The sequence below is a fragment of the Flavobacterium sp. 9R genome, assembly GCF_902506345.1.
Lineage (GTDB): Bacteria > Bacteroidota > Bacteroidia > Flavobacteriales > Flavobacteriaceae > Flavobacterium.
In genome coordinates this window covers 2,628,894-2,642,602 of sequence record NZ_LR733413.1, presented here as the reverse complement: position 1 = coordinate 2,642,602, position 13,709 = coordinate 2,628,894, and the positions used below count along the sequence as shown (strand labels likewise).

Below are 13,709 nucleotides of genomic sequence, written 5' to 3'. Positions count from 1 at the left end.
TTTATGCAAAAAATTAAAACAGCACTACTCTCCTACGGAATGTCTGGAAAAGTATTCCACGCTCCTTTTCTCGATTTACATCCCGGTTTTGAAATAACGGGCGCTTGGGAACGCAGCAAAAGACTCATCCAATCCGATTTCCCTGAAGTAAAAAGCTACCCTACTTTAGAAGCTTTACTCCAAGACGATTGCGATTTGGTAATTGTGAATACGCCTGTGGGAACGCATTATGAATACGCCAAACAAGTCTTGCTAGCCGGAAAACACGCCATAGTAGAAAAAGCCTTCACCACAACCGTTGCCGAAGCCCAAGAACTAGCCGCTTTGGCCAACGAAAAAGGACTGCAATTGGCCGTTTTTCAAAACCGAAGATGGGATAGTGATTTCAAAACGGTTCAAAAAGTACTACAAGAAGAACTCCTTGGCGATATCGTAGAAGCCGAAATTCATTTCGACCGCTACAATCCTAATTTAAGTCCAAAAGTCCACAAAGAAACCCAAAATGCTGGTGCTGGAATTCTGAAAGATTTAGGGCCTCACATCATCGACCAAGCCTTATGCTTGTTTGGTTTTCCAGATGCCGTAAACGGAGACATTCGAATTACTAGAGCTCATTCTTTAGTAGACGATTGGATTGATATTACCCTATTTTATCCTGACCTAAGAGTCCGACTAAAAGCTGGTTTCTTTGTGCGCGAACCGCATCCATCGTATACCCTTCACGGCAAAAAAGGTTCGTTTTTGAAAGCTCGTGGCGATGTGCAAGAAGACGAATTAAAATTAGGCAAAAAACCCAACACCACAGACTGGGGCACCGAACCCGAACACCTAAAAGGATTACTCCACACCGAAAGGAACGGAACCATAATCAAAGAATTCATCCCCACAGAACAAGGCAATTACTATGCTTTTTTTGAGGGAGTGTACCAAGCCATTCTTCACGGAAAAAAAGTCCCTGTTTCTGCTGCAGAAGGCGTTCAAGTGATGCAAATCATAGAAGCGGCCATCGCTAGCCATCAACAACAGCAAAGAATCAAGGTAAGTAGTTTTGATTAAAGTTCAAATAAAATTTAATCACATAGAGCCATAGATTAATAGTACAAGGTATAAAGAGAAAATAGAAATAGTGCTATTTCTCACATAGTATTATGTAGCTATGTGAATAGTAAAACGTCTATACCTTTCTTTGTAAAACTATAAATTCTATGATTCTATGTGGTAAAAAAAATAAACACAACGTATTTAAATTATAAACAATATCGTTGTAAATCATTAAAATGTGTTATTATGACACAATAAGCCGTTCTTTTTTGTAATTTTGGCACTTAAAACTCTAAAAACCAATACCTTTGATTTACCTCAACTTCTTAGGCCGACTGAAACCCAAAGGGAAATACAAAAAAGCTTACGCCGAAGCCAAAGTCTCTTACCTCAACAGAATACGTTGGGCAGTGGCTATGTTTTATTTCGGAATGGGACTTACTTTTGCCACTTGGGCGAGTAGAATTCCAACCATCAAAACCGCTTTACAACTCAGTGAGGGTACTTTGGGCACCATATTATTTGCGCTTCCTGTGGGGCAACTCACTATGATGTTTTTCTCAGGAAAATTGGTCACACGTTATGGAAGTCACAGAGTATTGCCTGTCTCAATTTTGTTATATGCTGTTAGTTTGACCAATTTAGCTTTGGCACAAAACGCTTGGCAATTGGCTTTGGGACTTTTTGCCTTTGGACTTACCGCCAACTTAACCAATATTTCCGTAAACACCCAAGGTGTCTATACCGAAGGCCTTTTTAAACGCAACATTATGCTGTCTTTTCACGGAATGTGGAGTTTGGCTGGTTTTACAGGAGCCTTGGTGGGCTTGGGAATGTTGGCTTTAGATTTGACGACCTATACCCATTTTATTATTGTCGCTTGCATCGTTTTGGGACTGGTAGCCTTCAATTACAAATTGCTCATCCGCGCCAAAGAAACCCAAAAAACCGAAAAGAAAAAACCCTTTTTCAAACCCGACCCCACCTTAATTTGGCTGGGCGTTATTGGCTTTTGTTGTATGGCTAGCGAAGGCGTAATGTTTGATTGGAGTGGCGTATATTTCAAAGATGTAGTCAAAGTTCCGGGTCCTTTAGTCGTTTTGGGCTACACTTCCTTTATGATTATGATGGCCAGCGGCCGCTTTTTCGGCGACCGTCTTACTCAAAAATGGGGACGCAAAAAAGTAATGCAAATCAGTGGATGTGTCATTTCAACGGGTTTATTCACCGCCGTATTTTTTCCGTACATAATCCCCGCAACCATCGCCTTTATGTTTGTTGGACTAGGCGTTTCGACCATCATTCCAACCTTGTATAGCATCGCAGGAAAACACCCAACCATCCCAACAGGCGAAGCGCTGACGGCAGTCTCAAGCGTAAGTTTCCTCGGCTTTTTAATGGGACCACCCGTTATTGGGCATATTGCTCAAGCTTTTGGCTTACAATTTTCATTCGCATTTATTGGCATTTTCGGATTTTTAATCGCCTTTATGGTATCCAAAATAAAAATCGAAGCCTAATATTAAGGAGCACACGACCCTGCTATTCCAGACGAGTTGTCCTGCTGTACGCTATATCTTTTTTCCCTAGCTCACCGTTTTTCAAACGGCCAGCTAGGAAAAAAAGGATGCCGCTCCCATCAGGGCTAGACGAGAAATTTTCGTATTTCAACACAAGAAAAAAAAAATTCAATCGTTATCGTACAAGTTAATAGTTTTTTTATTACATTTATAAAACATAATCTATGATTATCAATTAGTTATAAAAAAAAACACTTTTTAATACCATTATATAAAGCAACGCATTTGAGTTTCGTGCTCAAATTTCCAAAAACGTTTTATTAATTAATGGGAGTGTTGCACTCCGCAAACTGTTGTATTGGAGGATTCCATTTTGTTGGGTCCTCCAATGTAACAGTACTTTATTTTTTATAAACGCCTATGCTGAAAAAATTATCAATTCTTGGTTGCCTATTATTCATTCAAAAAAATTACGCACAAAACACGGCTGGTTTTACGCTCAAAGTAATCGAAGCCCAATCCCAAAAAGCGCTGCCCTCAGTGGTCGTTAGTGTTCAAAACACTAGTTTTTTACAACTTACCTCCGCTTCTGGAACCGTGCTTTTCGACCAATTACCGCCCAACGCCTATTACGTACTGCTTCACAGTCAAGGCTACAAAGACCAATTACTAGCCGTTACCGTAGCGCCCAAAACCATCACCGATTTAGGGACTATTCCACTCTCCACAGACCCAATGGCCGAAATACAAAGCGCCACCATCGCCCTATCCGAAGAGCAATTGAATGATGATTTTAATGGTTCAGAAAGTACCGCACCGTTATTACAAGCGTCTCGGGATGTGTTCCAGCAAGCCGCCGCTTTTCAATGGGGACAAAGCCGTTTTAGGATTCGAGGACTCGATGCCGAAAATGCCACTTTACTGCTAAATGGATTGACATTGAACAAAGTATACGATGGTCGACCACAATGGGGCGATTGGGGCGGCATCAACGATGTGCTCCGCAATCAAGAAATCGTCATTGGCACCGCCGCTTTCGACTACAGTTTTGGCGGACTTTTAGGAGCACAGCAAATCAGCACCAGAGCCTCTAGTTATCGTTCGGGTTCCCGACTCTCTTTTGCTAGAACCAATACCACTTACAACTGGCGGATGATGGCAACCTATGCTTCTGGAGTAAGCAAAAAAGGCTGGGCATTCGTAGTTTCTGCTGGAAAAAGAATCGGAGAAAATCCGTATTTCGAAGGCACGCATTTTGACGGCAACTCGGCTTTCATCAGCGTCGAAAAACAATTCGGTGAAAAACATTCGCTCAATTTCACTGGTATCTATACACCCAACTCAAGAGCCAAAACCGCTCCCAACACCGCCGAAGTTTATAATCTAATGGGTTCGCGATACAATTCCTATTGGGGTTTTCAAAACGGCAAACAACGAAACGCCAGAATCAAAACCGTAGAAGAACCGCTGCTCCTTCTCAACCATTATTTCAAAATCAACGACAAAACACAACTACAATCGGGAGTGCTTTATCAGTGGGGCAACATCAGCAATAGCAATATCGATTTTCAAAATGCCAACAATCCCGACCCGACCTATTATCGCAAAATGCCAAGCTATTACACTTCGTTGTACGAAAAAGACCAAGGCGAATTTTCAGGTGCTTTCATTCCCGACGAAGAGAATGCCGAAAAAAGTCGATTGGCCTTTTTAGAAAATCCACAAATCAATTGGTCGACACTCTACCAAGCCAATCAACAACCTATTTTAAATTCGAATGGAACCATCATTGGCTACGAACCTTCCAAAAGCAACTACATCGTCTATGAAGACCGAGCCGACGAAACCATCCTAGCAGCAAATACGCTTTTGAATTCTCAACTTTCAGAAGCTGTTGCCTTAACGGCTGGCGCGAATTTCAAAAGCTCAAAAACACAACACTATCAAAAAGTAATCGACCTTTTGGGCGGCAGTTATTTTGAAGACATCGATGCGTTTTATAACGGCAATCAAGCCCAATCCGATTTGAATCATCCCAACCGACAAGTAGTCGAGGGCGATACCTATGGTTATAACTATTTTATAAGAGCGCAAGTAATCCAAGCCTTTACGCAGTTTCAATTCCGATTCCGAAAGCTGCATTTTTACCTCGGACAAGAATTTTCAATGACCAACTATCAGCGCGAAGGATTGTACAAAAACGGACTCTATGAGAACAATTCTTTAGGCAAGAGCCACACAATCAACTTCGAGAATTTTGGTTTCAAGGCAGGAATGACCTATTCGATTTCTGGAAAACAAGCTGTTTTATTTCACGCTGCTCACCTAAGTAAAGCCCCTACGATTCAAAACACTTTCCCCAACGCCCGCTTGAACAATAGCCTTGTGAATGGTCTTACCAATGAAACCCATAGTAGCATTGAAGCGACGTATTTGTATCGAACGCCAATCATAAAAGTAAGAGCGACTGCCTATTATTCTTACCTAAAAAATACCACCGAAAATTCTTTTTTCTACGCCGAAGGCATTTTCGATGACGGAGCGGGTTACACCAATACCGATGCTTTTGTGGGGCAAACGCTTACCCAACTCGACAAACAAAATTATGGCGCCGAATTAAGTATCGAATATCCCATTAGTACCACACTGAAAACAACTTTAGCAGCCGCCTACGGACGCTATACTTATGCCAGCAACCCCAACGTTACCATAACGAATGATGCCCAAGCATCGCTAGACAACAGCAATACTGTATTTGATTTTGGAAAAGCCATTCTCAAAAATTACTATCAAGCAGGTTTACCCCAACAGGCCTATAGTGCGGGATTAGAATATCGTAATCCTCACTATTGGTGGATTGGTACCAACATAAACTACATCACCGATTCCTATATCTCCATTTCCCCCATTGCTAGAACGGCTATTTTTTTCAGAAATCCAGCCAATGGTTTTCCTTTTCCTGAAGCCACCGAAGAACGAGCCAAAGCATTACTGCGCCAAGAAAAATTAGACCCTGTGCTTCTGCTCAATCTCACTGGTGGAAAAACGTGGAGAATCAAAGGAAAAACACTTGGATTGTTTATGAGTGTTACTAATCTTTTAGATACCCATTACAAAACCGGAGGTTACGAACAAGCCCGAAATGCCAATTTTAGACAACGCAACCAAGATGTCTCAAGCGGGACGCCCAACTTTGGCAACAAATATTTCCAAGGCTATGGCCGCAATTACTTTGTCTCCTTATATCTAAATTTATAATCAACCTCATTAAAATGTAAAAATATGAAGCGTTATATTTCTTCACTTTCAATCCTGTTTGTCTTTTCCTTCTTCTTGATGAATTGTGCACAAGAAGATTTTGACATTCCAAAATTAGAATGCACACAACCCGATTTAAAAGTCAACCAAACCGTGGCTCAGGTGAAAGCCAATGCTAATGCAATTGTAGCGCAATACCCTTATGACGATAGCATCGAAGCCTATGTGGTTTCAAGTGACGAAGGCGGGAATTTTTTCAAAACCATTAGTTTTCAAACGTTGGCCACGCCTACCTCGCCAGCCATTGGTTTTAGTGTGCCTATCGATGCTACTAATTTGTACATCGATTTTCGATTGGGGAATAAAGTCTATCTTAAACTCAAAAATCAATATACCGACATCAATTTCGGCGGACTCAGAATTGGGTCAATTTATGTCAATTCCTATAACGAAGGTAGCGTGGGAAGACTTTCGCAAAACGACTATAAAAAAGTGCTGTTCCCCTCCTGCACCATTATCGAAGAATCGCAATTGACCAAAGCTACGACCATTCCAGAATTACTGAATGACGCCAACTTAAACACTTTGGTCGAATTGCAAAACGTACAATTTACAACCGATGCTGTAGGACGAAAATACTATGAAGAAAGCGAAGATATCGGTGGCGGCACCAATTGGAATTTGATGGACCAATTGGGAAATCAGGTTATTTTTAGAACCTCTAGTTTTGCCAATTTCGCCACAAAAACAGTCCCAAAAGGAAGCGGAAAAGTCAAAGGTATTTTGACCAAATTTGGCACCGATTACCAACTCATCGCTCGTTCTGAAAAAGATGTAAACCTTACAGGCGCTAGTATCACACCCTTCTTCAAAGAAGATTTTGAAAAAGTAGTCGATAAAACCAACCTAAGTTTACCTGGCTGGACAAATCTAGCACAAAAAGGCACGCCAGTGTGGAAAGGTACGGTTTACAATGGCAATGGGTACGCCGAGTTTGCAATTTCGGGAACCAAAGTGGTTTCGAATGTGGCTTGGTTAATTTCACCCAAAATCGACTTAGATATTCACACTAACGAAATCTTGACCTTCCGCTCCGCCCAACATCATCTCGATGTCGATTCGCCTCTGAATACTTTAGAGGTTTTTATTTCCACCAATTTTGATGGCGTAAACATAGCTACCGCCACTTGGACTCCCTTAAAAGCCATAGTGCCCAAACAGGCCACTCCTTGGTACCAATTCATAGGCTCGGGCGCTATAGATTTAAGTGCGTTCAAAGGCAAAGTCAATATTGCCTTTCGCTACACAGGATCAGGAAAAAATGCCGCATTAGATGGTGCTTTTATGGTAGATGATGTGCAACTATTTGGGGATAAGTAGAGAATTATAAAATCACCGAATAGCAACCTTAGGAGAGTATAAATAAATTTGTTTACTGCGAATATTCGCAGTACATTTACAAAGTAAAATCAAACCCATAAAATGGAATTAACCGACCAAGAAAAGGAATTGATTGAGCAAATTAGAAATTATAAAAATGCCAAACATAATCCTTCTAAAACGTTAAGAGTTTTAATAGTAGAGTTGTTTTACAATTTATTAGACGGCTAACTTGAAAATTAAGTTTAATAAAATATAATAGTATGAAAGTCGCAGAGAAAAAAACAGCAAGACAACAATTAGATGATATAATTTTAGACATATCTTGGGCAGATATTGCTAAAACCTATTTTGGTAAATCAAGTTCTTGGATGTACAACAAACTCAATGGCAGAGATGGAAACGGCGGTCACGGCGAATTTACTGATGAAGAAAAAGAAATGCTACGAAATGCTTTGTTTGATATTTCGGCACGAATTAGAATGGCTGCTGAAAATCTAGAATAGCTCTCTATTTTACCTTCAAAGAAATGATTTTCTAAATCGCGTTTACTAAAAATCATTTTTGTATTTTGGTCGTCCCAAATCAATACTAAACAAAAATGAAAACCTATTTCGCGGCCTTCGCTCTGATGGCTTTTTCGTATGGCTTACAAAGTCAAACCTTAGACAAATCGTTGCAATTAAAGCAAATTGCCGTAGTCAAAACCAATTTTAGAAACCTAAAAAGTGGTGAAATGGTCAACAAAACCTATGCTTTTGACAACGGAAAATTAACCACCATCAAAACCTCGGATGTCACCCAAAGTTTCTTTTATAACAAAAAAGGATTACTCGATCACACTGTAAAAGACCGCAACGGAAGCAATTGGAAAGAAGTAATTAGCTACGCTTATGACGCTGAAGACCGCTTGATTTTGTTTACCAAAAAATACGACGAAGACGGTAAATTTGTAACCAAAACCGTAACGTATACCTATGACGGTTCCCGAATCAAGCAAGTCACCAAAAAAAGTACCACCCAGCAACTTTTTGTGGAAGAAGTAGATTTTGTAGTCGAAAACGGGAAGGTCGTTCGCCGCTCAGTTCGTGACAGAAACAAACAAATCATCCACAAAACCGAATTCTATTACGACAAAGAAAATCAAATCAAACAAACAGGACTTTTGGGCGACAAGACCATCAAGTATTTTGGTTATGATGACAAAGAATCAGCTAATTTGTTGATGGTAAAAAACATTTTTGGTCCCAATTACCAAGTGATTATTCCTTTGGTTTCGTTCCAAGAAGAGGAATTTGAGTTTACCTTTATAAGTCCTAACAACGAATTAAAATTTACCTCAACTGCTAACACAATAGTTCGCGCAGGAACGTTCAAATACAATGCTCAAAATTATCCTGCTTCTTATTCCCTAATCGAAGACAGTGGAATGATTAAGACTGTAAAAACCTATACTTACGAACCAACATCGGTTTTTAACGGAACAGCATCAGAAGTACAAAGCAAATGATTAAATTTGCGACTTATTTGATGATATGTTAGAAAAAGAAAAAATAAATTTCGAAAAAACGGCTATCGTCGGGATTGTTACTCAAAATCAAAGTGAAGACAAACTGAGTGAATACCTTGACGAATTAGAGTTTTTGACCTTTACTGCTGGTGGACAAGTAGTAAAACGCTTTTGGCAAAAAATGGACAAACCCAATCCCAAAACGTTTTTGGGTACAGGTAAAATAGACGAAATTCATCTTTTTGTAAAAGAAAATGACATTTCGACCTTGATTTTTGACGACGAATTAACCCCTTCGCAACAAAAGAATATCTCCAAAATTATCGACTGCAAAATCCTTGACCGTACCAATTTAATCTTGGATATTTTTGCGCAACGCGCCGAAACTTCTTATGCCAGAACGCAGGTAGAATTGGCGCAATGCATCTATTTGTTGCCTCGTCTTTCGGGTTTATGGACGCACTTAGAACGACAAAAAGGAGGAATCGGGATGCGTGGTCCGGGAGAAACCGAGATCGAAACCGATCGACGTATTGTTCGTGATCGTATCTCGTTGCTAAAAGACAAAATCAAAACCATTGACAAACAAATGGGGATTCAGCGCAGCAATCGCGGCGCTATGGTTCGTGTCGCGCTGGTAGGATATACCAATGTCGGCAAATCAACCTTGATGAATGCGGTGGGCAAAAGCGATGTTTTTGTGGAAAATAAATTGTTTGCCACCCTAGACACTACCGTTCGAAAAGTGGTCATCAAAAACTTGCCTTTCTTGCTTTCAGACACCGTAGGATTCATACGAAAGTTACCTACGCAATTGGTCGATTCGTTCAAAAGTACGCTAGACGAAGTACGCGAAGCCGATTTGTTATTGCACATTGTGGATATCTCACACCCTGATTTTGAAGACCACATTGCATCTGTAAATCAAACCTTGTTAGACATCAAAGCCAATGACAAACCTACGCTAATGGTGTTCAACAAAATCGATGCTTACCAACATTTAACGATAGACGAAGACGATTTAATGACCGAAAAAACGCCACGTCACTTTACGCTAGAAGAGTGGAAACAAACTTGGATGAGTCGCGTGGGCCACGAAAATGCCTTATTCATCTCGGCCACCCACAAAGAAAACTTCGAGGAATTTAGAGAACGAGTATACGAAGCCGTGCGACAAATTCACATCACGCGCTTCCCGTACAACAAATTCTTGTATCCAGATTATAAGGATGCCATTGAGAAAGAAGAAAAAGAATAATACTAAAAAAGCCCTTTTGAGAAACCATCAAAAGGGCTTTTTTTTATTATTAGGAGCAGTCTGCATTGGGCTTTCTTGTTAGCATCGTCCCGTGATTCGCTATATCTTTGTTGTCTCGTTCAAAAAAAACGAGACAACAAAGGATGCCGCTACTCCCGGGGCTAAAAGGAACTATTTTGATTTTTGGGTTACATCAGCTACTAAAACCCATAATTCACTCCTAAACCAAAAACTTGTCGGGTTTGAAATCCCTGAAAAGCATTGTCGTCATAAATGGCTTGAAAGTTCAAATTGGCTGATAGAAATTTATTAATTTTCATCACGATAGCCAATGAATAATCCATATCGACGTTTTGAGGGTCTTCTAAATAATTGGTGTAAAGATTCAGCGTATTCTCTGCAGAAACATTCGTCATTAAGTTGAATTTATAATAAGCCGAAGCATAAAAACCCAATTCGTAGCGCAAGCTTTTATTGGCATCAACCCCAAAATACGCTCCATCTACATAACCTGGTTGAGAGGTATAAAAATCGTCTACGAAGGTCATTTTGGAGGTCAATGGTGCAAAATTCAAACGCAAATGGTCACCTTTTTTCCAGAACAAACCAGGACCAAAAGTAAGATACCCAGGCGATAAAAAGTTGGTGTTTTCGGTTCTTATCTCGGCTCCATTGGCATCTTTGCCATAAACATAACCACGAGTAAATTGAGTCCTAAAATTAAGGAATAAAGAGTAATACCAATTACCAAAAGCGTGTTGCCCTAGCGTAGAATTGAATTCGAAACGGTCATCGGTTTTTTTCTCAAAATCGGCATTTTTGGTTTGTAGTAAACCGTAAGATGCAATGATTTTGTTGTCCCAAGTCAGTTTGTCTTTTTTGTAGTTGAAATCATAGTTGATGCCTAAATTTCCAGACAAGTTATTTTCTCCACCTGCAATCCAGTTATTAAAATTGGACTGACTGAAAAGAAAAGCAATATTTCCTTTTTTGCGCCAGCCGTTAGGTAAAGTATCGTTGATGTTCTTAACCGCAGCTTCGGTGTTTTTGATTAGCTCTTTCTCGGTGTTTTGTGCTTGTGCTTCAGTAACGGAATAAAGCAAAAACAGGGTAATTACAATGGCTCTCATTTCGTTTGGTTTTAAGGTTCTTACTCAAATGTAGTAAAAACCATTAAAACACTGAAAAATAAATGGTTATAAACTACAAAAATCATAACAAAAAGGAAAGTTGTAGCTCCCTAACCCCGATTGCTTCGCCAGTTCGCTATCGCTCGGGTGCAGCGAAAATCCTTTTGTGCTGGGATTCAGCACAAAAGATTACTTCGTCAGTTCGCTATCGCTCGGGTGCAGCGGATAGCGGGACTTTGCATCCTGAAAATGCCCATTGCTGGGGTTTCTGAAAAAATTATGTTTTGGGCCTTTTGTACAAAGGCACTGCTGAACAAGCCTCACCATACATAATGCTTTTGGCCAAAGGTTGCAGTTTTTGAATGGCGGCTATGTAAGCACTCTCTGGAACGGGCTTTTTGGAACAGCCCTTTAGTATTACTGCTTTATCCAAATAGTCTGAATAATCTATCGTATTCAAGACCTCGAGATACAAAGCTGTGTTTAGTTCAGGAACGGTTCCCAATACTACTTTCTTGGCATAAGGCACCAAATAAGTAGCTGCCAATATGCAGGCCCAAGCAGGAACAATAGCATCTGTACCACAATATACTGCCACATAATGGTCTTGATATTGGGTCCAATCGTGTTGCTTTAATGCTTGTCTATACTCTGTTTCTTTGAGTAAGAATCCTTCGACTAGCCATTGTGATATGTCTATTTGAGAACGAATACCAACAGGCCAATAATCTTCTAAATCAAAAACTTGTAACGAACTGTTCGCTACTTTATTAATTATTTCGTCCATCTTTTTAAATTAGTAGTCAGTGGTCAGTCCTTAGTGGTCAGTAAAACTGGGTACTAAAAACTGAACACTGAGCACTTTTTAATTAAAGCATTCCCAATTCTAATTTAGCTTCTTCGCTCATTAAATCCTTGCTCCAAGGTGGGTCGAAAGTGATTTCTACATCGGCATCTTTTACGTGCTCAATCGATTTGATTTTCTCTTCTACTTCTCTTGGTAAACTTTCTGCAACAGGGCAATTTGGTGAAGTTAAAGTCATCAAGATTTTTACTTCATAATCGGTATTGACCATCACGTCATAAATCAATCCCAATTCGTAAATGTCTACTGGAATCTCTGGGTCGTAAATCGTTTTTAATTTCTTTACGATGGCTTCTCCTAACTCGGCGGTATTTATTTCTTCTGTCATTTTTTTTAATTTATTAAAACATATTAGTCATATGAGTTTTTTTGTTTTCTAAAGTCTGGATATAAGTTCATTTAATAAACTTATAAAAATATCATCTAATTAAATCTGAACCAACATTAATCATCTAGCTTTCTATAATATTAATTTACCATTGTTTTTTGTCCTTCATAGTATATATTCTTAACGCCAAAATTAATTAACAAACCCATTGGAGCCTTCAATAAATTCATATAGGTAAGTAGTTGAGCATCAAAAATTGGATTGATTTCAGCAACAGATTTTAATTCAACAACCAACGAATTCTCAATAAACAAATCACATCTAAGTTTTGATTCCAATTCAAAACCTTTATATGTTAAAGGAATTTGAAGTTCAGAAGAATAATTTATTTTGCGCAATTCTAATTCCTTTTTAATACATTGATGATAAATGTTTTCTAGTAAACCTGGTCCTAAAATTTTATGAACTTCTATCGCTGCTCCATTTACCTGATACACCAATTCTTTTAAAAAAGTTCTTGTTATTTTCATCTTTGAAAAAAACTTTAATGGCTTATATGTTTAATTATTTTTTGCATCAAACGCCAAAGCATACATTTTGATGTTTTTAATCATCGATACTAAACCATTGGCTCTGGTGGGTGATAAATGTTCTTTAAGTCCAATTTCATCAATAAAATCCATCTCGGCGTTCAAGATATCAGCAGGTTTCTGGTTCGAGAATGCGCGTATTAAAATAGCGATAATCCCTTTTGTCAAAATCGCATCACTATCAGCAGTGAATACAATTTTGTCCTCGTTTTGCTGGCCTTGTAACCAAACTTTCGACTGGCATCCTTTGATTAAATTATCATCGGTTTTGGCAGTTTCTTCTATTAAAGGCAAATTTTTTCCTAACTCAATAATGTATTCGTAACGCTGCATCCAGTCGTCGAACATCGAAAATTCATCTACAATTTCGTCTTGTATTTCTTTGATACTCATGCTTATCTTTCGCTATATGAAACTAATAAAGTTACTATTTTTTCTATGTCTTTTGGGGCAAATCCGTGGTCAAAACTTTTGGAGATGTAGGCCTTTCCACCAGCTGAAATGGCTAGGTTGGCAATGGCAGCTCCGTCATATAATCGCTTTGCCGTTGGGGCTTTCAATGATGGTACTTTTTCTAAATTCAATACAGAAAAAGTGCTTTCTAGCTCCTTCATTTCTTGTGCTGTCAGCACAACTTCATAGGGCTTTTCATTCCTACCTTTGATGACCCAAACCTTTTGATTTTCCATCCAAACACTCAAATATACTCCTCTAGATTGCGCAGTATACGTGATGGATGAAGTACTAAAATCATTGATTTTTTGACTTTTACAACTACTCATGATAACAAAAACAAAAATCAATTGACTAATCCACTTCATCTTTTTTA

14 protein-coding genes are annotated in these 13,709 nt (G+C 39.1%); 8 read left to right on the top strand and 6 right to left on the bottom strand.

Translation table 11 applies throughout. The annotated features are described in order from the left end of the window. Positions 1-3 precede the first annotated feature (3 nt). The 8 genes from FLAVO9AF_RS11795 to hflX all read left to right on the top strand — a co-directional run bounded on the left by FLAVO9AF_RS11795 (position 4) and on the right by hflX (position 9,967). Positions 4-1,056 (top strand): Gfo/Idh/MocA family oxidoreductase, encoded by a 1,053-nt coding sequence (locus FLAVO9AF_RS11795; protein ID WP_159688876.1) that lies wholly within the window; start codon positions 4-6, stop codon positions 1,054-1,056. Between the two features lie 293 nt (positions 1,057-1,349). Beyond that, on the top strand, positions 1,350-2,561 hold the full coding sequence (locus FLAVO9AF_RS11790; RefSeq protein ID WP_159688873.1) for an MFS transporter: 1,212 nt from the start codon (positions 1,350-1,352) through the stop codon (positions 2,559-2,561). 420 nt (positions 2,562-2,981) lie between these two features. Beyond that, a complete protein-coding gene (locus FLAVO9AF_RS11785; protein ID WP_159688871.1) occupies positions 2,982-5,819 on the top strand; it encodes a TonB-dependent receptor plug domain-containing protein in 2,838 nt (945 codons plus the stop codon). A gap of 24 nt (positions 5,820-5,843) precedes the next feature. Then, positions 5,844-7,199, top strand: a complete 1,356-nt coding sequence (locus FLAVO9AF_RS11780) for a DUF5689 domain-containing protein (RefSeq protein ID WP_159688868.1) — start codon at positions 5,844-5,846, stop codon at positions 7,197-7,199. Between the two features lie 102 nt (positions 7,200-7,301). Beyond that, a complete protein-coding gene (locus FLAVO9AF_RS15720; protein ID WP_255478099.1) occupies positions 7,302-7,430 on the top strand; it encodes a hypothetical protein in 129 nt (42 codons plus the stop codon). 32 nt (positions 7,431-7,462) lie between these two features. Continuing rightward, positions 7,463-7,705, top strand: coding sequence for a DUF5053 domain-containing protein (locus tag FLAVO9AF_RS11775; protein WP_159688865.1), 243 nt, complete (start codon positions 7,463-7,465; stop codon positions 7,703-7,705). A gap of 95 nt (positions 7,706-7,800) precedes the next feature. Continuing rightward, complete coding sequence (locus FLAVO9AF_RS11770; RefSeq protein WP_159688862.1) at positions 7,801-8,709, top strand: hypothetical protein; 909 nt, start codon at positions 7,801-7,803, stop codon at positions 8,707-8,709. A 25-nt stretch (positions 8,710-8,734) separates the two neighbouring features. Continuing rightward, on the top strand, positions 8,735-9,967 hold the full coding sequence (gene hflX / locus FLAVO9AF_RS11765; protein ID WP_159688859.1) for a GTPase HflX: 1,233 nt from the start codon (positions 8,735-8,737) through the stop codon (positions 9,965-9,967). A 200-nt stretch (positions 9,968-10,167) separates the two neighbouring features. Here hflX and FLAVO9AF_RS11760 read toward each other — a convergent pair whose 3' ends face one another. The 6 genes from FLAVO9AF_RS11760 to FLAVO9AF_RS11735 form a co-directional block, all read right to left on the bottom strand. Continuing rightward, the gene (locus FLAVO9AF_RS11760; protein ID WP_159688856.1) at positions 10,168-11,097 is read right to left on the bottom strand and encodes a DUF3078 domain-containing protein; all 930 of its coding nucleotides are present in this window, start codon (positions 11,095-11,097) and stop codon (positions 10,168-10,170) included. Positions 11,098-11,374: 277 nt separating this feature from the next. Then, positions 11,375-11,884, bottom strand: coding sequence for a DUF2480 family protein (locus tag FLAVO9AF_RS11755; protein ID WP_159688853.1), 510 nt, complete (start codon positions 11,882-11,884; stop codon positions 11,375-11,377). Between the two features lie 82 nt (positions 11,885-11,966). Next, on the bottom strand, positions 11,967-12,290 hold the full coding sequence (locus tag FLAVO9AF_RS11750) for an SUF system Fe-S cluster assembly protein (RefSeq protein WP_159688849.1): 324 nt from the start codon (positions 12,288-12,290) through the stop codon (positions 11,967-11,969). 140 nt (positions 12,291-12,430) lie between these two features. Next, positions 12,431-12,820, bottom strand: a complete 390-nt coding sequence (locus tag FLAVO9AF_RS11745; RefSeq protein WP_159688846.1) for a GxxExxY protein — start codon at positions 12,818-12,820, stop codon at positions 12,431-12,433. 30 nt (positions 12,821-12,850) lie between these two features. Next, on the bottom strand, positions 12,851-13,273 hold the full coding sequence (locus FLAVO9AF_RS11740; RefSeq protein ID WP_159688843.1) for a SufE family protein: 423 nt from the start codon (positions 13,271-13,273) through the stop codon (positions 12,851-12,853). Between the two features lie 2 nt (positions 13,274-13,275). Further along, positions 13,276-13,701 (bottom strand): hypothetical protein, encoded by a 426-nt coding sequence (locus FLAVO9AF_RS11735; protein WP_159688840.1) that lies wholly within the window; start codon positions 13,699-13,701, stop codon positions 13,276-13,278. Positions 13,702-13,709: the final 8 nt, after the last annotated feature.